23 protein-coding genes and 1 tRNA gene are annotated in these 22,719 nt (G+C 65.4%); 13 read left to right on the top strand and 11 right to left on the bottom strand.

Annotated elements, in window-relative coordinates; all coding sequences use genetic code 11:
- Positions 1 to 38 precede the first annotated feature (38 nt).
- Together smc and BMX92_RS12990 are read left to right on the top strand one after the other, a co-directional pair.
- The gene (smc, locus tag BMX92_RS12995; RefSeq protein ID WP_093017100.1) at positions 39 to 3,482 is read left to right on the top strand and encodes a chromosome segregation protein SMC; all 3,444 of its coding nucleotides are present in this window, start codon (positions 39 to 41) and stop codon (positions 3,480 to 3,482) included.
- Between the two features lie 77 nt (positions 3,483 to 3,559).
- A complete protein-coding gene (locus BMX92_RS12990) occupies positions 3,560 to 4,669 on the top strand; it encodes a pyridoxal phosphate-dependent aminotransferase (RefSeq protein WP_256213416.1) in 1,110 nt (369 codons plus the stop codon).
- On the opposite strand, the gene BMX92_RS12985 is transcribed toward BMX92_RS12990, so the two are convergent.
- Complete coding sequence (locus BMX92_RS12985) at positions 4,666 to 6,120, bottom strand: phospholipase D-like domain-containing protein (RefSeq protein WP_371262322.1); 1,455 nt, start codon at positions 6,118 to 6,120, stop codon at positions 4,666 to 4,668. The genes BMX92_RS12990 and BMX92_RS12985 overlap by 4 nt on opposite strands.
- Complete coding sequence (gene ubiA / locus BMX92_RS12980; protein WP_093017096.1) at positions 6,117 to 7,025, bottom strand: 4-hydroxybenzoate octaprenyltransferase; 909 nt, start codon at positions 7,023 to 7,025, stop codon at positions 6,117 to 6,119. The genes BMX92_RS12985 and ubiA overlap by 4 nt, the downstream gene beginning before the upstream one ends.
- Before the next feature lie 85 nt (positions 7,026 to 7,110).
- Between ubiA and BMX92_RS12975 the strand changes: the two genes are divergently transcribed.
- Both BMX92_RS12975 and BMX92_RS12970 read left to right on the top strand, forming a co-directional pair.
- A complete protein-coding gene (locus BMX92_RS12975; RefSeq protein ID WP_093017094.1) occupies positions 7,111 to 7,857 on the top strand; it encodes a 16S rRNA (uracil(1498)-N(3))-methyltransferase in 747 nt (248 codons plus the stop codon).
- A gap of 99 nt (positions 7,858 to 7,956) precedes the next feature.
- Positions 7,957 to 9,330: a glutamate--cysteine ligase gene (locus BMX92_RS12970; protein ID WP_093017092.1), complete on the top strand. Its 1,374-nt coding sequence runs from the start codon at positions 7,957 to 7,959 to the stop codon at positions 9,328 to 9,330.
- A 93-nt stretch (positions 9,331 to 9,423) separates the two neighbouring features.
- On the opposite strand, the gene BMX92_RS12965 is transcribed toward BMX92_RS12970, so the two are convergent.
- Positions 9,424 to 10,725 (bottom strand): methyltransferase family protein, encoded by a 1,302-nt coding sequence (locus BMX92_RS12965; RefSeq protein WP_093017300.1) that lies wholly within the window; start codon positions 10,723 to 10,725, stop codon positions 9,424 to 9,426.
- 155 nt (positions 10,726 to 10,880) lie between these two features.
- On the opposite strand from BMX92_RS12965, the gene BMX92_RS12960 reads away from it, so the two are divergent.
- Positions 10,881 to 11,177, top strand: a complete 297-nt coding sequence (locus tag BMX92_RS12960) for a hypothetical protein (protein ID WP_093017090.1) — start codon at positions 10,881 to 10,883, stop codon at positions 11,175 to 11,177.
- Here BMX92_RS12960 and BMX92_RS12955 read toward each other — a convergent pair.
- Positions 11,166 to 11,813, bottom strand: coding sequence for a DUF1345 domain-containing protein (locus tag BMX92_RS12955; protein WP_093017088.1), 648 nt, complete (start codon positions 11,811 to 11,813; stop codon positions 11,166 to 11,168). The genes BMX92_RS12960 and BMX92_RS12955 overlap by 12 nt on opposite strands.
- A gap of 41 nt (positions 11,814 to 11,854) precedes the next feature.
- On the bottom strand, positions 11,855 to 12,430 hold the full coding sequence (locus BMX92_RS12950; RefSeq protein ID WP_093017086.1) for a peptidase S14: 576 nt from the start codon (positions 12,428 to 12,430) through the stop codon (positions 11,855 to 11,857).
- Between the two features lie 142 nt (positions 12,431 to 12,572).
- Here BMX92_RS12950 and ruvA point away from each other — a divergent pair, with 142 nt between their 5' ends.
- The 5 genes from ruvA (at position 12,573) to BMX92_RS12930 (ending at position 16,655) form a co-directional block, all read left to right on the top strand.
- Complete coding sequence (gene ruvA / locus BMX92_RS12945) at positions 12,573 to 13,181, top strand: Holliday junction branch migration protein RuvA (RefSeq protein WP_093017084.1); 609 nt, start codon at positions 12,573 to 12,575, stop codon at positions 13,179 to 13,181.
- A 72-nt stretch (positions 13,182 to 13,253) separates the two neighbouring features.
- A complete protein-coding gene (locus tag BMX92_RS12940; protein ID WP_093017082.1) occupies positions 13,254 to 13,580 on the top strand; it encodes a GIY-YIG nuclease family protein in 327 nt (108 codons plus the stop codon).
- Positions 13,581 to 13,608: 28 nt separating this feature from the next.
- The gene (locus tag BMX92_RS28015; protein WP_256213415.1) at positions 13,609 to 13,743 is read left to right on the top strand and encodes a ribbon-helix-helix domain-containing protein; all 135 of its coding nucleotides are present in this window, start codon (positions 13,609 to 13,611) and stop codon (positions 13,741 to 13,743) included.
- Positions 13,740 to 14,759 carry a Holliday junction branch migration DNA helicase RuvB gene (ruvB, locus tag BMX92_RS12935; RefSeq protein ID WP_093017080.1) on the top strand — a complete coding sequence of 340 codons (1,020 nt, stop codon included), beginning with the start codon at positions 13,740 to 13,742 and terminating at the stop codon, positions 14,757 to 14,759. Before BMX92_RS28015 ends, ruvB begins: the two co-directional genes overlap by 4 nt.
- A 141-nt stretch (positions 14,760 to 14,900) precedes the next feature.
- A complete protein-coding gene (locus BMX92_RS12930) occupies positions 14,901 to 16,655 on the top strand; it encodes an AMP-dependent synthetase/ligase (protein WP_093017078.1) in 1,755 nt (584 codons plus the stop codon).
- Between the two features lie 4 nt (positions 16,656 to 16,659).
- Here BMX92_RS12930 and BMX92_RS12925 read toward each other — a convergent pair whose 3' ends face one another.
- The 3 genes from BMX92_RS12925 to BMX92_RS12915 are packed head-to-tail and all read right to left on the bottom strand — an operon-like array spanning position 16,660 to position 18,303.
- Entirely contained in the window at positions 16,660 to 17,076 is a 417-nt protein-coding gene (locus BMX92_RS12925; protein WP_093017076.1) for a hypothetical protein, read from the bottom strand.
- Between the two features lie 53 nt (positions 17,077 to 17,129).
- Positions 17,130 to 17,864, bottom strand: a complete 735-nt coding sequence (gene gloB, locus BMX92_RS12920; protein ID WP_093017074.1) for a hydroxyacylglutathione hydrolase — start codon at positions 17,862 to 17,864, stop codon at positions 17,130 to 17,132.
- Between the two features lie 4 nt (positions 17,865 to 17,868).
- Positions 17,869 to 18,303: a VOC family protein gene (locus tag BMX92_RS12915; protein WP_093017298.1), complete on the bottom strand. Its 435-nt coding sequence runs from the start codon at positions 18,301 to 18,303 to the stop codon at positions 17,869 to 17,871.
- 104 nt (positions 18,304 to 18,407) lie between these two features.
- Here BMX92_RS12915 and BMX92_RS12910 point away from each other — a divergent pair, with 104 nt between their 5' ends.
- Positions 18,408 to 19,115: an SIMPL domain-containing protein gene (locus tag BMX92_RS12910; protein WP_093017296.1), complete on the top strand. Its 708-nt coding sequence runs from the start codon at positions 18,408 to 18,410 to the stop codon at positions 19,113 to 19,115.
- A 15-nt stretch (positions 19,116 to 19,130) separates the two neighbouring features.
- Here the strand turns inward: BMX92_RS12910 and BMX92_RS12905 are convergent, their stop codons facing one another.
- From BMX92_RS12905 to BMX92_RS12895, 3 genes are all read right to left on the bottom strand, one after another.
- Positions 19,131 to 19,373 carry a hypothetical protein gene (locus BMX92_RS12905; protein WP_093017072.1) on the bottom strand — a complete coding sequence of 81 codons (243 nt, stop codon included), beginning with the start codon at positions 19,371 to 19,373 and terminating at the stop codon, positions 19,131 to 19,133.
- Between the two features lie 87 nt (positions 19,374 to 19,460).
- Complete coding sequence (locus BMX92_RS12900) at positions 19,461 to 20,354, bottom strand: tetratricopeptide repeat protein (protein ID WP_093017069.1); 894 nt, start codon at positions 20,352 to 20,354, stop codon at positions 19,461 to 19,463.
- Positions 20,354 to 21,109: an alpha/beta fold hydrolase gene (locus BMX92_RS12895; protein WP_093017294.1), complete on the bottom strand. Its 756-nt coding sequence runs from the start codon at positions 21,107 to 21,109 to the stop codon at positions 20,354 to 20,356. Before BMX92_RS12895 ends, BMX92_RS12900 begins: the two co-directional genes overlap by 1 nt.
- 130 nt (positions 21,110 to 21,239) lie before the next feature.
- On the opposite strand from BMX92_RS12895, the gene BMX92_RS12890 reads away from it, so the two are divergent.
- Positions 21,240 to 21,326, top strand: a tRNA-Leu gene (locus BMX92_RS12890).
- A gap of 162 nt (positions 21,327 to 21,488) precedes the next feature.
- The gene (locus BMX92_RS12885; protein ID WP_093017292.1) at positions 21,489 to 22,712 is read left to right on the top strand and encodes a tyrosine-type recombinase/integrase; all 1,224 of its coding nucleotides are present in this window, start codon (positions 21,489 to 21,491) and stop codon (positions 22,710 to 22,712) included.
- Positions 22,713 to 22,719 lie beyond the last annotated feature (7 nt).

Raw genomic sequence — 22,719 nt, 5'->3', positions numbered from 1 at the left:
AGGAAGGCCGGGGCGGCAGGCTGCCCCGGCACGATGCCGTGCAGATAAAGCGCCTCAAGCTCTCCGGCTTCAAGAGCTTCGTCGATGCGACGGAGTTGCGGATCGAACCGGGCCTGACCGGCATTGTCGGCCCCAATGGCTGCGGCAAGTCCAACCTGCTGGAAGCCATCCGCTGGGTGATGGGCGAATCCAGCGCCAAATCCATGCGCGGCGGCGGCATGGAGGATGTGATCTTCGCCGGCACCACCAGCCGGCCGCAGCGCGACTTTGCCGAAGTCTCGCTGCTGACCGTGCAGGAACAGGGCGAGCTGTTCAATGCGGTCGATGTGGGCGCGGACGGCGAACTGGAAGTCACGCGCCGCATCGAACGCGGCGCGGGCAGCGCCTATCGCGCCAATGGCCGGGATGTGCGGGCCAAGGATGTGGCGCTGGTCTTCGCCGACGCCGCGACCGGACCGCATAGCCCGGCGCTGGTCAGCCAGGGGCGCATCGCCGCCGTCATCGCCGCCAAGCCGCAGGAACGGCGCGCCATGCTGGAGGAAGCGGCGGGGATTGCCGGCCTGCATGTCCGGCGCAAGGATGCCGAGCAGAAATTGCGCGCGGCCGAGGCCAATCTGGCGCGGCTGGACGAAATATTGATCGACATGGACGCCCGGGCGTCCAGCTTGCGGCGACAGGCCAAGGCGGCCGAACGCTATATCCGCCTGTCCGACCAGATCAGGGTCGCCGAAGGGCGGGTGCTGTTTGCCCGGTGGCGGGAGGCCAATGCCAGCGCGGAAGCCGCTCGGGCGGAGGCAAAGCAGGCCGACTCCGCCGTATCGGCCGCGCAGGAGGGGCAGATGGCCGCCGCCGCCCATGCGCAGGCCGCCGTCGCCGCACTCGCCGACCGCCGCGCCGCCGCGCAAGAAGCGCGCGATGCCGCCAATGAAGCCGGCCACCGGCTCGCGGCGCTCCGGACCGAGCGGGACTCGGTGGTGCGCCGTCTGTCCGATCTGGCCCAGCAGGCGAAGCGGCTGGAAGAAGACCGGGCGCGCGAAGGGACGCTGGCCAATGATGCGGCGGATGCCATCGCCCGGCTGACCGCCGAGATCGCGACGCTGAAGGCGCGGATCGCGGACACCGAAAAGCTGCGCCCCGATTTTGCCGTGCGTATCGCTACGGCCGAAGCGGCTGCACGCGACACCGAGCTGGACCTGGCCAAGGCGATGGCGAAACAGGCGGCGGAACAGGCCGAATTGCGGGTCGCGGAGGCGGCTCTGACGGCAGCGCGCAGCCGGCTGGACCGGGCGGAACGGGATGTGGCGCGACTGGCCGCCGAAGCGGGCGCCCTGCCCGACGCGGCGCCGCTGGAAGCGCAGCGTGCCGCCGCCATCGATGCGCAGGCGCAGGCCGGGGCCGATCGCGATGCGGCCGAAACTACTATCCAGACCGCCGATCGTGATCGGCAGACAGCCGCTGAAGCGCGCGCCAGCGCCGAAGCCGCGCTGGCGTCTGCCCGCGCGGGATTGGCGGCGCTGGATAGCGAGGCGGCGGCGCTGAAGCGGGCCATCGATAGCGGCAGCGGCCAGCGCAGCCGCGCGCTGGATCATCTGAAGGCGACGCCCGGCTATGAACGCGCGCTGGCGGCCGCGCTGGGCGACGATCTGGAAGCGCCGGTCGGGGCCGAGGGCAAAAGGCGCTGGGCCGGGGCCGATGCTCTGCCCGCCGATCCGGCGCTGCCTGTCGGGACGACCGCGCTTGCCACCCATGTCAGCGCGCCGACGGAACTTGCCCGGCGTCTGGCGCAGGTTGCGGTGGCGCAGGAGGATGACGGCCAGTCCCTGGCGGTCGGGCAGCGGATCGTCACGCTGGACGGGCGGTTGCGCCGCTGGGACGGCTATATCGCGCTGGAAGGCGGCGCGGCGGCGGCCGAGCGACTAATCCGTCTTAACCGGCTGGAGGCGATTGCTGCCGCCCGCCCCGCTGCACAGGCGGAGGTGGATGGTGCCGCCACGGCGCAGGAGGAGGCCAAGGCGCGCGAGCAGGCGGCAGCGCAGACCCTGGCGGCGGGTCGGACGGCATTGTCGCAGGCCGATCAGCGGCTGCGCGCCGCGCTGCGCGCCGCTGACGAAGCGACGACGGCGCTGGAGCGACTGGCCGGGCGGCGCGAAGGGATAGAGGAACGACTGGCCGAAGCCCGGCGGGATCAGACCGCCGCGCAGGCCGAGCATGACAAGGCCGGGACGGCGCGCGCCACTGTGCCCGATGGTGCGGAAACCCGGACGCTGGTCGCTGCGCTGGTGCAGACCAGCGAGAAGGCCCGCGCCGCCGTCAGCCAGTTGCAGGCCGATCAGGCATTGGCAGACCGCGCTTTGTCCAGCGATCGCGAGCGACAGGCGGCTGCCGATGCCGAGACGAAGGGATGGCGCGCCCGCGCCGGGGAGGCCGCCAAGCGCATCGCCGCCATGGTCGACCGGGCGGAAGAGATTGCGACCGAGCACGCCGCGATCGAGGCGCAGCCCGATGCGCTGGCGCGGGCGATCACCGATCTGAGCGACCGGGGCAGCGCGCTGACCGACGCCGCCGATCACGCCCGCCACGCCGAAATGGAAGCGGAAGGCGCGCTGCGCAGTGCCGAAGGGCGGGCCGCGCAGGCGGGCGAAACGCTGGCCGCGGCACGGGAAGCCCGCGCCACCGCCGTCGCCCGTGCCGAAGCGGCCGATGAACGACGGATCGAAACCAATCGCCTGTCGGGCGAACGGTTCGAATGCCCGCCGCCGGTGCTGCCGGAGAAACTGGGCTTTTCCAGTGCGGACATGCGGCTGGCCCAGACCGAACAGGCAGAGCATGACCGGTTCGTGATCGAACGCGAGCGGATCGGCCCGGTCAATCTGGTCGCGGCGCAGGAACTGGAGGAACTGGAAGCCACGCAGGCAACCAGCCGTGCCGAAAGCGCGGAGCTGACGCAGGCGATCAATCAGTTGCGCGGGTCGATCGGCAGCCTCAATCGCGAGGGGCGGCAGCGGTTGCTGGCCGCGTTCGAGGCGGTGGACGGCCATTTCCGGCGTCTGTTCACCACATTGTTCAATGGCGGACAGGCGCATCTGGAACTGATCGACAGCGACGATCCGCTGGAAGCCGGTCTTGAAATCATGGCCCAGCCGCCGGGCAAGAAGCTGGCCGCGCTGACCCTGCTATCGGGCGGCGAGCAGGCGTTGACCGCCGTGGCGCTGATCTTCGGCCTGTTCCTGACCAATCCCGCGCCGATCTGCGTGCTGGACGAGGTCGATGCGCCGCTGGACGACGCCAATGTCGAACGCTTCTGCGACCTGCTGGACGCGATGGTGGCGCAGACCAACACCCGTTACCTGATCGTCACCCACAATGCCGTCAGCATGGCGCGCATGCACCGCCTGTTCGGCGTCACCATGGTCGAACGGGGGGTGAGCCGCTTGGTATCGGTCAACCTGCACGGCGCGGAGGCCTTGCTGGCGTCGGAATAAGGCCAGCCCGCCCCGATCGGTCCTTGTTCCTGCCGTGATGGCGCATCAGCATCGCGGCGCAACGACAAGGAATGCCCATGGTGCAACTGCCCCCCTTCGCCCTCGATCACTGGCTGTCGAGCTATGATTTCGCGACCCCGCCGATCGCTTATAATCTGGCATCAAGCACCGGCCCGCGCTGGAGCGTTGCGGACCTGTGTGCGCTGAGTGCGGAACCGTTGGCTATCGACGACATTGTCCTGAGCTACGCGCCGCCCGAAGGCAGCCGACCGTTGCGCGAAGCGATCGGCGCCTTTCACGGTGTGGAATCGGATGCGGTGATTGCCACCACCGGATCGTCGGAAGCGCTATCGATCCTCTTTTGCCTGAGTGCACAGCCGGGCGCGAATATCGTCCTGCCCGATCCGGGCTATCCTGCCTATGCGGCGGTGGCGCAGGCCTGGGGACTCTCAGCACGCAGCTATCGGCTGGAGCGGTCGGATAGGTTCGCGCAGCGCGCCGACGCGATCCTGGCGCAGGTCGATGCCGACACGGCGCTGGTCATCCTCAACACGCCGCACAATCCGACCGGCACTGTGATGCCGCGCGCCGAAATCGAGGCGCTGGCCGCCGCCCTTGCCGAACGCGGCGTGCCGTTGCTGGTGGATGAAGTCTATCACCCGCTTTATTTCGCCGCGCCGCAGACTTCGGCCGCCGGCATTCCCAATGTCATCGTCACCAGCGACCTGTCCAAGGCGCTGTCGCTGCCGGGGCTGCGCACGGGCTGGCTGATCGATGCTGACGCCGACCGGCGCGCACGGATCGTCGACGCCCGCAGCTATTTCACGATCAGCAGTTCGCCTTTGCTGGAACGGCTGGCAACGCAGGCCTTGCAGCACAGCGAAGCCATTCTCGCGCGGCTGCGTTTAGTCGCGCAGAATAATATCGCGATGCTCGACAGGCTGGTGTCGGAATCGGGCGGTCGGCTTGACTGGGTGCGGCCGGAGGGCGGGACGACCGCCTTCCCCTGGCTGGTGGACGGCCGAGACAGCCGCCCCTTTTGCCAGAGTCTCGCGGCGCAGGGCGTATTGCTCGCGCCGGGAGACTGTTTCGGCCATCCCGCCCATATGCGACTGGGCTTCGCGCAGCAGGCGGAGGGCTTCGACGTCGCGGTGGGGCGGATCGCCGAAGCGCTGGCCGCGCTTTAACCCCGCCCGAACCAGCCCTTCATCCGGCGGAACAGGCCCCGTTCGCTGACGGGTTCGAACATTTCCTCCGGCCCTTCGGGGTCCAGCACCTCATGGTCGGCGATCCATTGCTGCACCTCGTTGAGGTCGGGCGTCACATAGGGGCGCAGGGTGCGGCCGGGCTTCTGGCGCAATTCCTCGATCCCCGCGATCAGGCCGCGTTCGGCAATCACCGCCGACACCCGCTCGGCCGGCAGGTCGAGATGTTCGGCGATCAGGTCGTCACGGATCTTCAGGATCGTCGCCTGCCGCCCGTCATTGCCGGGCAGCGCGGTGTCGATGCAGACGTCGCATTCGGTGTCCAGCCGCATCGATCGGTTGTTCATGTTGGAGGAGCCGACACGGATCAGCCGGTCGTCCACGATCAATATCTTGGCATGGACATAGATGGGCACGCCGCGACTGGTGAAGGGGTGATAGATGCGAAAGCGACCATGGGTGTCGCGCGCCTTCAATGCTTCGAACAGGCGGGCGCGGGCGGAGTCCATCGCCTGCTGTTCCAGCCAACCATCAGCCTGTTCGGGATTGACGATGACGATTTCCGGGCCGTCCGGCTCGACCAGCCGCTTGGCGATCGCCTCGGCAATGCGGCGGGAGGCGAAATATTGGCTTTCGGCGTAGATGCGGTGCTTCGCCGCCGCAATCTGGTGCAGGTAAAGCTGCTCGATTTCGGTCAGTTCCTCCTGATCGTCCATCTTGGGCGCGGTGCGGGCGATGGCGACATCGACGCCCTCGAACTGCACCGGCAGATGGTCCGGCCAGCAATCCTGCACGCCGTCGACCGGCTCCAGCGGATCTCCGCCCGCCCCCACCCAGCGATTGCGCGCATGTTCGCCCAGCGCGGCAGCGACCGGTCCCATCAATGCCGTCGTCGCATCATGCCAGGGGGCATAAGGTGTGCCATCGGGATGGAGCCGCCCCGGCTCTTCATCGCGATGGTGGCGCGTGTCCCATCGGTCGCCGGTCATGTCGATGCCGCCACAGAAGGCGAAGCAATCGTCGATCACCACGATCTTCTGGTGATGGGATGCGGCCGGGGGATGATGGCCATCCAGCTTCACGGTGATGCGCGGATGCGCCATCCAGCGCAAAGTCGTCACCAGATGCGAGGGCCGCACCATCGATTTCATGGCGCCCACATCCCAGCGCAGCAGGAAGATTTCCAGTCCCGGGGTCCGTTCCACCAGCCAGGTGATGAAATCGCCGATGACGACCGGCGCGCCATCCTTCGCCTCATCTTCGCGCAGCAGGCTGATCGCCGGATCGAAATCCCAGCCGATCAGCATGATGCGGCGCGTCGCCTTCATCATGGCGGCGCGGGCCTGACGGAAATAATTGTCCGCGTCGATGATGACGCTGGCCTTTTCGGCGCGGGCTATCCGCCAGCAGTCCGTACCCGGTTGCGGCGTCAAAGCGATGCGCTCCCCACGACCAGACAGCCCAGAAACATCAGGAAACCGGAGAAACGGTTGGACCGGAATTTACGCAGCGGATCGACTCCATCTTCTTTCAGGGTGCCCACCTGCCACAGCAGATGGACGGCCATAGGCAGCAGGGCTGCCAAGGCTAACGATTGGGGGCGTATTTGCCATATTGCACAGGCCCAGAGCGTCAGTGCCAGTGCGTAACACAGCGTCACCCCGCCGCGCACATGCCGCCCCATCGACAGGGCGCTGGAGCCGATGCCGATCAGCGCGTCATCCTCCCGGTCCTGTAGCGCGTAGATGGTGTCATAGCCCACCACCCAAAAAATGCTGCCTGCATAGAGCAGAAGGCCCGGCAAAGTGAGTGCGCCCGCCACCTCGCTCCAGCCCACCAGCGCCGCCCAGGAAAAAACGAGGCCCAGCCACAGCTGCGGCCAGCCGGTGATTCGCTTCATGAACGGATAGGCGGCGACCAGCGCCAGGCTGCCCAACGCCACAATCTGGGCATAAAAAGTGAGTTGCAGCAGCACGATCAGGCCGATGAGGCACAGCGCCACCAGCCACAACCATGCCGTCCTGACCGCCATCGCCCCACTCGCCAGCGGACGCGCGGCGGTGCGCGCGACCTTCCGGTCGAGATCACGGTCGACAATGTCGTTGAAGACGCAGCCCGCGCCGCGCATCGCGATGCTGCCCAGCAGCAGCCAGCCGATCAGCGGCCAGCGCGCAAAGCCTCCACCGGCCAGCGCGACCGCCCATGCGCCGGGCCAGAAGAGCAGCCACCAGCCGATCGGCCGGTCGAATCGCGCCAGTTGCGCCAGCGTGCGGGGGGTATCCGGCAACCGCGCGAGCAGGCCGCGCGCTTCACTGTCGGGAACGATGCTTTGATTCAACTGCGACTCCGTCCGCCCTAACGCTTGTCGAAGGGCCATGCTTCTCTTTAGGGAAGAACATGTATCCGGCAAGACAAGAGACGAGATGACCGCTACCCCCGCCTGGCCCTCGCAAAGCGCCCCGCGCCTGCATGTCGAAACCCAATTGGGCGAAGGCGTCGCCGTGCCGGTAGACGGCAATCCGGCCCATTATCTGATCAGCGTCATGCGGGTGAAGCCCGATGATATCGTGCTGCTGTTCGACGGCCGATCGGGCGAATGGGCGGCGCGGGTGCGCGATATCCGCAAGCGCGATCTGGTGCTGGAATGTATCAGCCAGACGAAACCGCCCGAGCATGTCCCCGATTTCTGGCTCTGCTGCGCGCCGATCAAGAAGGGACGGATCGACCTGATCGCAGAGAAGGCGTGCGAACTGGGCGTCGCCCGGCTCCAGCCTGTGCTGACCCGTCGGGCCGTTGTGGACAAGTTGAACCTCGACCGGCTGCACGCCCATCTGGTGGAGGCGGCCGAGCAATGCGGGCGCACCGCGCTGCCCGAACTCACCGAGATGGTGAAGCTGGACATCTTGCTGAAAAGCTGGCCGGCCGGTCGCCACCTCTTTTTCGCAGATGAGACGGGCGGCGCCCCGCTGGAGGCGACGCTGCGCGCCCATCCCGGCCCCGCCGCCTTTCTGGTCGGACCGGAGGGCGGCTTTGATCCGGCTGAGCGCGAAGCTATCCGCGCCACGCCGGACGCAGTGCCGGTATCGCTCGGCCCGCGTATCCTTCGCGCGGAGACGGCTGCGATCGCAGCGACGGCAGCGTGGATGACGATCAATGGCGATTGGGAATAGTTTCATTTCGCCATGTTATTGCGCTCTTGATAGGCGCAACTTATCTGTCGGCCGCGCGCTCTTATTTGACGCGCGTTGGGGAAGCACTAAGGGCGGGGCATGAGCACTAGAACCGACTCCGGGGATCATGATCCCGTCATCGAAAGCCGCGACCAGTTGATCGCGGCCTTTTCCAAGGGCGAAAAGCCCAAGGAACGCTGGCGGATCGGTACCGAGCATGAGAAATTCGTCTATAGCCGCAAGGATCATCACGCCCCGGCCTATGAGGAAAAAGGCGGCATCCACACGCTGCTGATCGGCCTGACCCGCTATGGCTGGAGCCCGGTGTTCGAGGGCGAGAATATCATCGCCCTGTCCGGCGCCGATGGCACGATCAGCCTGGAGCCGGCCGGGCAACTGGAACTGTCCGGCGCGCCGCTCGACAATCTGCACCAGACCTGCGCCGAAACCGGCCGCCATCTTGAGCAGGTGAAATATGTCGGCGACATGCTGGGCCTGGGCTTTCTGGGCCTGGGCATGTGGCCGGACAAGAGCCGCGAAGAGCTGCCCATCATGCCCAAGGGCCGTTATGACATCATGCTGCGGCACATGCCGCGCGTGGGGTCGATGGGCCTGGACATGATGCTGCGCACCTGCACCATCCAGACCAACCTCGACTATGGCAGCGAGGCGGACATGGCGCAGAAGTTCCGCGTGTCTCTGGCGCTTCAGCCGCTGGCGACGGCGCTGTTCGCCAATTCGCCCTTCACCGACGGCAAGCCTAACGGCTTCCTCTCCTATCGCAGCCATATCTGGTCGGACACCGATCCGCACCGCACCGGCATGCTGCCCTTCGTGTTCGAGGATGGTTTCGGATACGAGCGCTATGCCGACTATGCGCTCGATGTGCCGATGTACTTCGTTTATCGCGACGGCGGCTATATCGATGCGGCGGGTCTGAGCTTCCGCGACTTCCTTGACGGCAAGCTGTCCGTCCTGCCGGGCGAGAAGCCGACCGAGAAGGATTGGGAGGATCACCTCTCCACCGCCTTCCCCGAAGTGCGGATGAAGAGCTTCCTGGAAATGCGCGGCGCCGATGGCGGGCCGTGGAACCGCATTTGTGCGCTGCCGGCCTTGTGGGTCGGCCTGCTCTATGATCAAGGCGCGCTCGATGCGGCCTGGGACGTGGTCAAGGACTGGAGCATGGAAGAACGGCAGCTGTTGCGCGATAGCGTGCCCAAGCTGGGCCTCGACGCGCCGATCGGCGGTGGCGCCAAGCTGCGCGACATTGCGAAGGAAGTGGTGGACATTGCCCGGTCGGGCCTTGCCGCACGCAATCGCCTCAACGGCGCGGGCGACAATGAGACCGGCTATCTGTCCTTCCTCGACGAAGTGGTCGCTTCGGGCAAGACCAACGCCGAACGGCTGCTGGAACGCTATCATGGCGAATGGGGCGGCGACCTGAGCCGCGTCTATGGCGAGGAAAGTTTCTAGGCAGTGCTGTTTTCCGGCGAAGGCCGGAATCCAGTTCCACCCTCTATATAAAGCGCCACGGCGGAACTGGACTCGGGCCTTCGCCGGAGCACTTTATTCCGCTGGCTGCGTCGTGACCGCCATCGTCGCGCGCTTCTTCCCGGTCGCCCAGGCGAAGAAGCGCGGGACGGGCGCGTTGCGCTCCATCCAGTCGCTATAGGCGCGGTAATCGGGGTCAGCGCCCAGATGCTGCTCCTCGGTCTTCGCCCGCCAATAATAGACCGCGTTGGTCAGGGCCAGCATCGCGCAATTGCGCACCATGTCCGTCAGCGATCCACTGACCGTCAGGAAGGGCAGCGCGGAAAACCACCAGAACAGGTTTTTAGACAGATAGGCCGGGTGACGCGTCCAGCGATAGGGACCATGGGTCAATATGCCGCGATGGGTGAGGTTGGAAAAGCGGATGCCGAACGCCACCGTCGCCCAGGCGTAAATGCCCGTCAGCAGCACCAGCCAGCCGCCCAGCAGCCATTGCAGGGCGCTCGATCCCTGCGTCCAATAATCCCATTCCGCGCCGCCGGCATGATAATCGAGCGGGCCGCCGCCGCCCATCAGCACGAAGGGCGGGTAGCACATCAAAGCCGCCAGCCAACCGCCCAATAAGGGGTTGGCGGTGCGGATGTGGGAATCGAGAGGCTTGAAGGTCAATATATAGCCGACCGTCGCCAGACAGACGTCGATCATGAACATGACCGCGATCAGGAAACCGGCCAGCGCCACCGGATTGGACAGCGCATGGTCGATCCGCCATTCCACCACGCTGGCGAAATTGCCCGGCACGATCGACACCATGAAGGCGAGGAAAAAGCCCTTCACCGCCCAGGCGCGGGCATGGTGGGCAACCTGCGCCATGTCGGGCGCGCCGGCCGCGCCGCCGATCACCCATTGCCCGAAACTGTAGCAGGCATCCTTCGGGTCGGTCAGTCGCCGGTCGATCCAGAGCATATAGGGGATGGACGCCGCCAGCAGCCAGGGCGCGGCGGCCATGAACAGGTCCATCGAGAAGCGATAGCTGCCGCTCCAGTACCAGCGCGCGATGCAGTAGAAGATGGCGATGGCAAGCCATGTCGCCCACAGCCCGGCGATCTTGACGATGCTGGTGTCGAGCACGTCACGCAGCGGGCGTGGGGCAGCCTGCCAGTCGATGCCGGTCGAAGCGTTGCGATGCACCTTGTCGACGATCAGCGACCAGAGCACCATCGGCAGGCCACAGGCGACCACGGCGGCCAGCCCGGCATTGGGACCGTTCATGCCATAATGGCGCGCCACCAGCGTCCATACGGCAAGGCCCATCAGGCCAGCGATGCCGACGCCATGGCTGACGGCGGACTTGGGACAGGGATCGGCCTTGCTCATCGTCATCAGCCTTTAGCAAAGATTCGTAATCAAGCCATGAAGGCAGGAGAGGGCCTGACGTCGGCGATTCGTCGCAAAAGCGGTGAAGCCCGGTGAACCGAAGTAATTTCAGATCGTTATGCAGACCGAGCGGGCCCGATAAGAGGAAAAAGTCCATGTCCATCGCCGTGCAGTTTCCCGATGGCAGCGTCCGTGAGGTTCCCGGGCAATTGCGACAGGTCGATGATCCCGCCGATGGGCCGCCTTCTTTCGAGCAGATTCCGCTCAACTGCGATTCGCGCTGGCATTTCTATCGCAAGGGCCGGATCTGGCGCGCGCGGCCACGCCATGGCCATGTGGCAACCTTCCGCCAGCCCGAGGAAGCCTGGTGGGAAAGTCTTGCCGTTTTGCGCGACGATGCCGATGATGAAGCTGGCCATGACGGGCCGGGGCGCTGGGAATCAGCCGCCTGATCCGCCCAGCACATTGATGGTGAAGGCCAGGATGCCGAGGTTGAACAGGAAGGCGGCGAGGCACTGGAACAACACCGTCTGGCGCATCACCGTCGACCCTATCGACACGTCGGACGTCTGGAATGTCATGCCCAGCGTGAAGGCGAAATAGAGGAAATCCCAATAGCCCGGCTCCTCCGTATCCGGGAAATCCAGCCCACCCCTGTCCTTCCCGCTCTGACCCTTCCCGCCCGATCCGGGCAGGTAGAAGATATGGGCATAATGCATGGCGTAGACGAGGTTGGAAAAGAGCCAGGCGATCAGCAAGGTCGCGAGCAGCAGCGCGATGCTGATCGCGTCCGGCCCGCCATGCTGGCTGGTCGCCACGCCCACCGCGACCAGGATCACCAGACTGACGATGCCGGTCAGCAGCAGCATGAGGCCGCGATTGGCGTCGTTCGTCAGCGCCTTGCGCCGCATCGACGCGGGGTCGGCATCGATCAGCGGGATCACCGACAGCATGAACGCGATCGCCGCGCCATCGAAGCCCGCCATCACCGCTTCGTGCCAGGGCAGGAGAAGGAGCAGCGGACCGATCAGGACGAGCAGCGCCAGGAACATGCCATAGCGCCAGGGGAAGAGCGTGGGGGAGCGCATGGCGGCTATCAAAGGCGCATGCGGCTCCCCTGGCAAGGCTTTTACAATACGCCCGCGATCAGACCGAGCGCCTGCGCCTCATTGGCTTCCAGATACCAGTTTTCCGGGGCCTTTTGCAGCAGTTCCTCCATCGTCACCTGCGATCCCAGGATCAGATTCTCAAACCCCTCATTCTGGATCGCGATCGACGATTCGATCTCGTTCAGAGTCGCCTTGAGCGTTGCGATGCAGCTGGAAAGCGGGCCGGCCAGCTGGATCGACTTGGTGATGATCCGTTCGTGAATCATCAGCCGCGTGCCGCGCGTCAGATAGCGATTCTCGGTCGCGAAGAAGCTCATGAAGGTGGCGCCGGCCGAATAGACCGCCGTGCGGCCCATGAACACCAGCCGCCGTTCGGGATAGAGGTCCGAATGGAAGCGGATATCCTCGCCCATCAGCCGGGCGACTTCCGGATCGCCGCCCAGCGTGGACAGTTCCACCACCACCAGCCCGGTCTGCGGCGCGGTGGACAGGCAATTCTTGAAATGCAGATACATGCCATGGTCGACCACGCCCGACAGCATGATCGAGGGGAATTCGAAATCTTTCGGCGAAAGCACGGGGGCAGTCATCAACATACGGCCATCCTCTTGTTTGGCAAAGTCGCGCTGCACTACGCATGGGATGGGAAAAGGTGCCGCGCTTTTGACTGGCGTGGCGCGCGACAGGCTGTAAAGAACAGATCATGACCAAAGGGCAGCGTGCCAAGGGGCAAGGCAGATGATCGCGAAACTCAAGGGCTTGCTGGACAGCACCGGCATCGATCATGCGATCATCGATGTGGGTGGCGTGGGCTATCTGGTCGGCGCGTCCTCGCGTACGCTCGCGGCGCTGGGTCCGGTAGGCGAAGCGGTGACGATCCACACCGAAATGCTGGTGTCGGACGACGCCATCCGCCTGGTCGGCTTCGCCCGCGCCGAGGAACGCGACTGGTATCGGCTGCTGACCCATGTGCAGGGCGTGGGATCGCGCGTGGCGCTGGCGATTCTCTCCGCGCTGGAGCCGCACGACCTGCACCGCGCCATCGCGGCTGGAGACAAGGCGATGGTGGCGCGCGCGAACGGAGTCGGCCCGAAACTCGCCCAGCGCATCGTCAATGAACTCAAGGACAAGATCGGCGCGGTCGCGACCGGCGGCCCGATTGGCGTGGGCGGCATTGCCGTATTGCCGACCGGCGGCTTCGCGGCGGACGCCCTGTCCGCGCTCCAGAATCTGGGCTTCAAGCCCCATGAAGCCAGCCTTGCCGTCGCCGCGGCCGAAGAAGAACTGGGCGATGGCGCCAGCCTCGACGCACTGGTGCGGCTGGCGCTGCGGAAGGCGGCGAAGTGAGGTTTCTGCCTACTCGTCATGCTGAACTTGTTTCAGCATCCATTATGCCACCATCACCGGAGCGAGGGGCGGATGAAGGAACCGTACGTCTACATCCTTGCCAGTCAGCCCTATGGTACGCTCTATATCGGCGTCACATCAGACCTTCTCGCCCGTCTGATGCAGCATCGCACCGATGCGCTGCCGGGCTTCACGCGGCAATATGGCGTGCATATGCTCGTCCGCTACGAACCATGCGATACGATGGAGCAGGCGATAGGGCGGGAGAAGCAACTCAAGCGCTGGCATCGGCAATGGAAGATCAACCTGATCGAATCCGAAAATACGCACTGGGCCGATCTGGCGGTAGGGTTGGGCTTGCCGCCTCTCAGTCAGGCGGTGCCGCGCGATGGATGCTGAAACAAGTTCAGCATGACGGGATGAAGTGATGGACGAGCAGAATGAGATCGAATGGCTGAAAGCGATGATTGCGGAAGGCGAGGCCTCTGGCGTTCTGGATGCCGAGCCTGGAGATATTCTGGCCGAAATCATGGCTAAGTTGCCGGCATCGGATTGCCCATGACTGACGACCGCCTCCTCACCCCTGCCCGCCGTCCCGAGGATGTCGACGCGGCGTTGCGACCCAAGTCGCTCGACGAGTTCGTCGGGCAGCAGGCTGCGCGCGAAAATCTGCGCATCTTCATTCAGGCGGCGAAGTCGCGGGGCGATGCGCTGGACCATGTGCTGTTCTTTGGCCCTCCCGGCCTCGGCAAGACCACGCTGGCGCAGATCGTGGCCAAGGAAATGGGTGTGGGCTTCCGCGCCACATCCGGCCCGGTCATCGCCAAGTCGGGGGATCTGGCCGCTTTGCTCACCAATCTGGATGAGGGCGACGTGCTGTTCGTCGATGAAATCCATCGCCTCAATCCGGCGGTCGAGGAAGTTCTCTATCCCGCGATGGAGGATCGCGCGCTCGACCTGATGATCGGGGAAGGGCCGTCGGCGCGCTCCGTGCGGATCGACCTGCCGCGCTTCACGCTGGTCGGCGCGACGACGCGGCAGGGGCTGCTCACCACGCCGCTGCGCGATCGCTTCGGCATTCCGGTGCGGCTGCAATTCTACACGGTCGAGGAACTGGAACTGGTGGTGCGTCGCGCCGCCCGGCTGCTGGACCTGCCCATCACCCCCGACGGCGCGATCGAGATCGCCCGCCGGTCGCGCGGTACGCCGCGTATCGCCGGGCGACTGCTGCGCCGGGTGCGCGACTTCGCCAATGTCGCGGGCGCGCCCACCGTCGATGCGAAGGTTGCCGATGCTTCGCTGCGCCGGCTGGAGGTCGACCAGCTTGGCCTCGACCTGATGGACCGGCGCTATCTGATGATGATCGCCGATATCTATCGCGGCGGTCCGGTGGGGGTCGAAACGCTGGCGGCAGGCCTGTCCGAAGCGCGCGACACGATCGAGGAAGTGATCGAACCTTACCTCATCCAGCTTGGCCTGATCGCCCGCACCGCGCGGGGGCGCTGCCTCAACGGGCCGGGCTGGAAGCATCTGGGCCTCAATCCGCCCGCAGGCGCGCAGGACGGTCTTTTCGATTAAAGGAAACCATCGGAAAAGCATGGTCGTTACGGCAAGGCGCTATTATAGCCTTGCCGATCATGCAGGCGCACGTCAGAGGCGCCGGAAAACCGCAGGAGTCGAGCCTTGAGGGCCATCGAGAAATTTCCCAGCCTCGTCACCATGTTCTTCGTTCGCGCGCAGGAGCAGGGCGATACGCCCTTCCTGTGGCGCAAGAGCGGCGGAGAATGGCAATCGCTGAGCTGGACCGAGGTTGCGCGGCAGGTCGCCGCCCTCGCCGCCGCGCTGAAGGCGCAGGGGCTGAAGCCCGGCGATCCGGTGATGCTGGTCAGCGAGAATCGCCCGGAATTCTGCATCGCGGACCTCGCCATCATGGCGGCGGGCTGCATCACCGTGCCGACCTACACCACCAACACCACGCGCGATCACCAGCATATCCTGACCGACAGCGGCGCGCGCGCCGTGATCGTGTCGACCGCCAAGCTGGCGCAGGCGCTGATGCCGGCGGTGGTGCGCTCGCAAGCCGCCTTCGTCATCGGCATGGAGCCTCTGCGCGGGGCGCAGGGCACATGCGCCTGCCATGTGTGGAGCGACCTGATCGCCGCCCATGCCAGCGATCCGGCGGCCGATGTGGATGCCGTTGCCGCCAGCCAGAGCGCGACCCGTAACGATCAGGCCTGCATCATCTACACCAGCGGCACCGGTGGCGCCCCGCGCGGGGTGATGCAGCATCATGGCGCGATCCTGGCCAATGTGGAGGGCGCGGGTAAGGTCGTGGCGGAAGATTTCGGCTGGGACGACGAAGTCTTCCTCTCCTTCCTGCCGCTGTCCCACGCCTATGAGCATAGCGGCGGCCAGTTCCTGCCGATGCTGCTGGGCGGACAAATCTATTATTCGGAAGGGCTGGAGAAGCTCGCCTCCAATATCGAGGAGACGCGGCCGACGATCATGGTCGTCGTCCCCCGCCTGTTCGAAGTGCTGCGGACCCGCATCATCAAGTCGATCGAGAAGCAGGGCAAGTTCCCGGCCTATCTGCTCAATCAGGCGCTGCGCATCGCGGCGAAGGAGCAGGCGGGCAAGGGATCGATCCTGGACCTGCCGATGAAGGCGCTGCTCGCCCGCACCCTCATCCCCAAGGTGCGCGCGCGTTTCGGCGGCCGGATGAAGGCGCTGGTGTCCGGCGGCGCGCCGCTCAATCCCGATGTCGGTCTGTTCTTCCACGCGATGGGCCTGACCCTGCTTCAGGGCTATGGCCAGACCGAGGCGGGGCCAGTAGTGAGCTGCAATCGCCCCGCCGCCGGCATCGCCATGGATACGGTCGGCCCGCCGCTCGACGGCGTGGAGGTGAAGATCGCCGAGGATGGCGAAATATTGGTGCGCGGCGAACTGGTCATGCACGGCTATTGGCGCAATCCCACGGAAACGGAAAAGGTGCTGAAGGATGGCTGGCTGCATACCGGCGACATTGGCGAGATCGACGCGCGCGGCCGCATCCGCATCACCGACCGCAAGAAGGACCTGATCGTCAACGACAAGGGCGACAATGTCTCCCCGCAGAAGGTGGAGGGGATGCTGACGCTCCAGCCCGAAATCGGCCAGGCGATGGTCCATGGCGACCGGCGCCCCTATCTGGTCGGCCTGATCGTGCCGGACGCCGAATGGACCCGCGAATGGGCGATCGAACAGGGCGTGGCGCTGGACAGCGTGGCCGCCAACCCGGCCTATCAGTCGGCGTTACGCGCGGCGGTCGACCGGGTGAATGACGATCTGTCGGTGATCGAGCGGGTCCGCCGCTTCATTCTGGCGGACGAAGCCTTCTCGATCGAGAATGAACAGATGACGCCCTCCATGAAGATCCGGCGCCATGTGATCCGCAAACTTTATGCGGATCGTCTGGATGCGCTGTACAAGGGATGAGGCGTCAGGGCTTGGGCGTGCGATAGGGGATGAAATCCCCCAGCGCGCAGGCGCCTGATGTCATGCCGGTTTGCAGATTGGCCGTGGTGGTGAAATCGCCGCGGCACAATTGCGAGCCGAAGCTGCGCACGATCATCGTGTCGCCGAAGGTCAGGCCGTTGCAACTGCCGATCAGGTCGTTCCTGTAGACCAGCTTCTTGCTGACCCGGTAAAGCAGCACATTATTGCTGATCACCGTCAGGTTGGTCTGCGGCTCCCGGTTGATGCAGCTGACCTTCTCGCCGGCCACCTTGCCCGCCAGCGCCTTGTCCAGGTCCGCCGTCTGCTTGGGTGTCAGGGGTTTGGGTTCATAGCTGCCGGTGCAGCCCCCCAAAGTGCCGGCCGCTGCCAACAGGGGTGCCATCATCATCCACGCACGCATTGCGACTCTCCGCCTCATCATGCCGACAGGACGGCAGTATAGGATAAAAACCGTCAGGCCGCATCCTTCGCGGCGCGGCGGGCGGCCAGTTGCGCCACGTCGACCGCGCGCATGAAGATGTTGGTCGCCCGCTCCTGTCCGATGCTGGTCGGCACGGTCGCTTCGCCCCGCGCCCGCGCCGCTTCCACCGCAGCGACCCGCCGCGCCAACGCGACATTGTCCGGCTCGACACCCAGCGCAAAGCGGCCGTTGGAGAGCGTATATTCATGCGCGCAATAGACGATCGTGTCGTCCGGCAGGGCAGCCAGACGCGCCATATTGGCGAACATCTGCGCCGCCGTTCCTTCGAACAGGCGCCCGCAGCCCATGGCGAACAGCGTATCGCCGACGAAGACGATATGATCCTCCGCCAGATGATAGGCGATATGCCCGGCGGTATGGGCCGGCACCGCCATCACGGTGGCGACATGATCGCCGATGCGAACGCTGTCGCCCTCCCCCACCGTCCGGTCGAGCGTGCCGATCTTCCCAGCCTCGGCCGCCGGGCCGGTGATGATGCAGCCGCCCCAGGCTTTGGCGGCCGCCTTGATCGCCGCATTGCCGCCGACATGATCGCCATGCCAATGGGTGTTCCAGATCTGGTCGATCGTCCAGCCCCGCATCGCAGCCGCCTCCAGCACCGGCTCCGCCACTGCCGGATCGACCACGACCGTCTGACCACTGGCATCATCATGCAGCAGCCAGACATAATTGTCGTTGAGAACGGGGATGCGGACGACCTCCAGCATTGGCTTACCAGCTGCCGATATTGGGCATCGATACCCAGGGTTCGGCCGGTTCCAGCCGCCCGTCCTGCAACAATTCGATCGAGATATCGTCGGGGGTGCGGACGAAGGCCATATGCCCGTCGCGCGGCGGCCGGTTGATCGTCACGCCCGCATCCATCAGCGTCTGGCAGGTGTCGTAGATATTTTCGACCTGATAGGCGATATGGCCGAAATTGCGCCCGCCATCATAGATTTCGGCCGGGCTACCATCTGCCGCCGGCCAGTTATAGGTCAGTTCGACCTGCGCATCCTCATCACCCGGCGCCGCCAGATAAACCAGCGTGAAACGGCCCTGTTCGCTATCGAACCGCTTCACTTCCTTCAGGCCCAGCAATTCGAAGAAATGCTTGGTCTTGTCCACGTCAGTCACGCGGATCATGCTGTGCAGAAATTTGGGCAAGTCTGATTCTCCGTTCGTCGCCATAAAGCAACGGTTCATCTATGGATTGGCAGATATGTCCCCAAGATAAGGTCGCGCATCACCGGACGGAAGAGGAAAGCAGCATGATGTTGGATGGGCGAGACAAGGTTTTTCTGGGAGCGGCGGCGTTGCTTGCCCTGGGCGTGGTGAGCGGCGGCTATCTGCTGGGGGACGGGCTGAAGCGCGCCAAGGCAGCCGACCGGTCGGTCACGGTCCGGGGGCTGGCCGAAAAAGATGTGACGGCCGACCTCGCCACCTGGTCGATCAGCTATTCGGCCACCGGTTTCGACCTGCCCAGCGTGCGCACCGAAATCGACAATAATACCAGGGAATTGCAGGCATATTTCAAGAGCCTTGGCTTCCGGCCGGACGACCTGAAGCCGGTCGGCGCGGGGGTGAACCAATATCTCAACAATGGCGTCAACACGATCACCATCACCCAGCGGATGCTGCTGCGCACGACGGATATCGCCCGCGCGCAGAAGGCCGTCGCCCAGCAATTCGACCTCGTCCGCCGCGGCGTGACGCTGCAAGAGGGATCAGGGATGCGCTACAGCTTCACCAGGCTGAACGACGTCAAGCCGCAGATGGTCGCCGCCGCCACCAGGGATGCCCGCGCCGCCGCCGAACAATTCGCCCAAGATAGCGGCGCGGGCGTGGGCGGCATCAAGAGCGCGACCCAGGGCTATTTCTCGATCGACGCCCGCGACGGCGAAGGCGGCGACGGCGGCAGCGACACGCCGTACAAGAAGGTGCGCGTCGTCACGACCGTCGACTTCTACCTGAAATAGAAAGGCGGCGCGGGGTCAGCAGCGGCCCCGGCGGCGGTCCTTGCGCGAACAATCGCTCTTGTCGCCGATGATCGCGCCCGCCGTGCCGCCGATGATCGCGCCTTCGGTGGTGCCAAGGCCGGTCGCGCTGCCGACCACCGCGCCGCCCGCACCGCCGATCAACCCGCCGCGCGTCGCCCCGCGCGAACAGGCGCTGGTGGCCATCGCACCCGTGACCAATAGTCCGATCGCCACTATATTTTTGATCTTGCTGTCCATCTCGCCGTCTCCTTCATCCGGCCCGCCGCATCCGACGAACGGGCCAGAGGAAAGGGCGTTCCGTGACAAAGTCTTGCTGGCGGATCGCTAGCCCGCCGGTTTGTCCGCCGGCAACCGCGACAGGTTATCGCTGGCCGCCTTGCCCGACGGCGAATCCGGGGATAGGCGAACGGCCCGCTGCCAGGCCGATCGGGCAATATCCGCATGATCGCTGAGCACCGCGACATTGCCCTCCTCCAGCGCGACGGAGGCGTCGTCGGGCGACAGTTGCACGGCCCGTGCGATATGCGCCTGCGCCAGCTTCAGATCGCCCGACCGGCGCGCCAGCGTGGCCGACAGCAACCAGCCCAAGGGGTCTTTGGGCGCCTGCACCAGCGCCACGTCCAGCGAATCGCGCGCCGCATCGACTTCGCCCAGCGCCACCAGCGCCCGCGCCCGGTCCAGATGCACCTCCCCCTTCTCCAGCCCATCGGGCAGGCCGCGTGCCAGCGCGGCGTCGAAATCGGTCCGCGCCTTGGCGACATCGCCGCCGGCCAGCGCCGCATTGCCCGCCTGCGCCCACAGGCGCGCGCTTTGCGCCATCTCATTGCCGCGCTCAGCTTCCTCCGCCGCCTGTTCGAAGGCGACGACAGCCGGAGTCCAGCGCTCGGCGCGGGCATAGGCGAAGCCCATGCAATGGCGCGCATAGAAGCTGCCGCCGTCGATCCGCCATTTCTGCGCGAAACTGACGCCCTCGTCCGGCGACTGGGTCGCGGCGTCGAGGCACGCCTGGAAAGGACCGGCGAATTTGGCGGGGACCGGAATCCGGCCATCGTCCCGCTCGGGCGTGCCAGCCGCCGCCTTGGCCTTCGCTGTTTCCGCAGCGGCGGCATTGTCGGCAGCGGCGGCGCGTTCTTCCTGCTTGCGCTGGCGGCTGTGGCGCATCACCGCCTCAATCTCGGGATCGAGGGTCTGGAGCAGGATCGGCAGGAAAAAGGGCATCAGAGACTGTCCAACAGGCTGGCGACGGTATCGATCAACAGCGCGATGTCGCCGTCGCGCGACAGGCGATGGTCGCCGTCCTTAATCAGCAGCGTCTGCACGTCGGATGAACGCAGGCGAGCAGCAGTGCGCAGGGCAATGTCCCACGGCACATCGGAGTCGGCCTGTCCATGGAGCAGCCGCACCGGGCCATCAAAGCTGATCTCGCCCTCCAGCAGGCGCAGCGCTTGTCCCGATTCCCAGAAGCCCAATGTGGTCACATAGGGTTGGTCGCCATAGGGGGTTGGCTCCTCGATCCGCCCCTCGGTCGCCAGCAGCGCCTTGTCCGCGTCGGTAAAGCCCCATTGGGTGAAGTCGGGCGCGGCGGCAATGCCGACGATGGCTGCGACCCGATCCGGCCGCGCCAGCGCGACCAGCAAGGCCAGCCAGCCACCCATCGACGATCCGACCAGCACCACCGGCCCCGGCTTCAACTGGTCGATCAGCAGCAGCACGTCGTCCCGCCAGCTTGCCAACGTGCCATCGGCAAAGCGCCCCTCGCTGGCGCCGTTGCCGGCATAATCGAGCCGCAGCATGGCCCGGCCCTGCCCCTGCGCCCATTGATGCAACGCCACCGCCTTGCCGCCTTCCATATCGGACATATAGCCCGGCAGGAAAATCAGGGTCGGGCCATCACCGCTGCTGAAGCGATAGGCCAGGCGCAGGCCATCAGGTCGGGCAAGGAATTGGAGCGGCGGGGCATCGGCGGCGGTCATCGATCGGGTCATCCTGTTGTAGACGCCATGCTTTGCCCCAAAACCGGCTTTTTTGCGAAACCCAAAAAATAATACAGACAATGCGTTGACAGCATTTGAGGTCGCCGTTAGAGGCGCACTCCTACCCCGTGCCCAGATGGCGGAATTGGTAGACGCACCAGCTTCAGGTGCTGGCGATCGCAAGGTCGTGGAGGTTCGAGTCCTCTTCTGGGCACCATTTGTTCTTCCGGCGACGTCCGGGAACATCCGAAAAGCGGCTGATTTCAGCCGCTTTTTGTGTTATATCCGTCCGGTCAAATCAGGGCTGATCCGGCACCAATCGGGAACAAATATGGTACCCTGCATGGTATCGAAGGCCCCTTATGGACGGGCCGATACCATGGGAAAACTCTTCGCGACGACCGTCACGAGCGCCAAGCCGAGGGAGCGCGAATACAAGCTCACCGACGGCGCCGGCCTCTATCTCCTCGTCAAGCCGAACGGCACGAAGCTCTGGCGTCTCAACTACGCCTATCTCGGCAAGCAGCGCACGCTCTCCTTCGGCGCGTGGCCTGACGTCGGTCTCGCCGATGCGCGCGAGCGGCGCGACGAAGCCCGCAAGCTGATCGCCGCCGGCCTCGATCCCTCGTACGAAGCCAAGCTCGCCGAGGCACGCGCGATGCTGTCCGAGGAAAACAGCTTCAAGCTGGTCGCCGAGGAATGGGTTGCCAAGCAGGAACGCGAAGGGATGGCGGAGATTACCCTGAGCAAAATCCGCTGGCTGCTTGCCAAGGCCTATCCCAGGATCGGCAACCGCCCCGTCGCCAAGATCACCGCCCAGGAAGTGCTTGCCGTGCTCCGTTCGATCGAGGCAACCGGACGATACGAAAGCGCGCGGCGGATGCGCAGCGTGCTGAGCCGCGTGTTCCGCTACGCCATCGCCACCACGCGGGCCGAAACCGATCCGGCGCGTGACCTGCGCGGCGCGCTGACCGTTCCCAAGGCAAAGCATCTCGCTGCCATCACCACGCCCAAGGGCGCGGGTGAGCTCATGCGCGCGATCGAGGGCTATACCGGCCATGCCATCACCCTGTTTGGGCTTAGGCTGTCGGCCCATCTGTTCGTACGCCCGGGCGAACTGCGCCAGGCCGAGTGGAGCGAATTCGACTTTGACCGCTCGGTCTGGAACATCCCCGAGCAGAAGATGAAGATGCGACGGCCGCACCGCGTGCCGCTGTCCACGCAGGTGATCGCGCTCTTCGAGCAGCTCTGGGAGCTGACGGGCACAGGACGATATTGCTTTCCCTCTTTCCGCTCGCCGCGTCGCCCGATGTCCGAGAACACGGTCAACGCGGCCCTTCGCGCGCTCGGGTTCGGCCAGGAGGAAATGACGGCGCACGGCTTCCGGGCGATGGCGGCGACGCTGCTCAACGAAACGGGCAAGTTCAATCCCGACGCCATCGAACGCCAACTCGCGCATATGGAGACCAACGCCATCCGGCGTGCCTACACGCGCGGCGAATATTGGGACGAGCGCGTGCGGATGATGCAGTACTGGTCGGATCAGCTCGACGAGATGCGCGAGGGCGCGAGGGTTCTGAAGCCCAATTTCCGACGCGCCTGAGGCTCCC

Origin of the sequence: Sphingobium sp. YR768, from assembly GCF_900111125.1 — a bacterium.
Taxonomy (GTDB): Bacteria; Pseudomonadota; Alphaproteobacteria; order Sphingomonadales; family Sphingomonadaceae; genus Sphingobium.
This window is presented reverse-complemented; position numbering and strand designations above follow the sequence as displayed.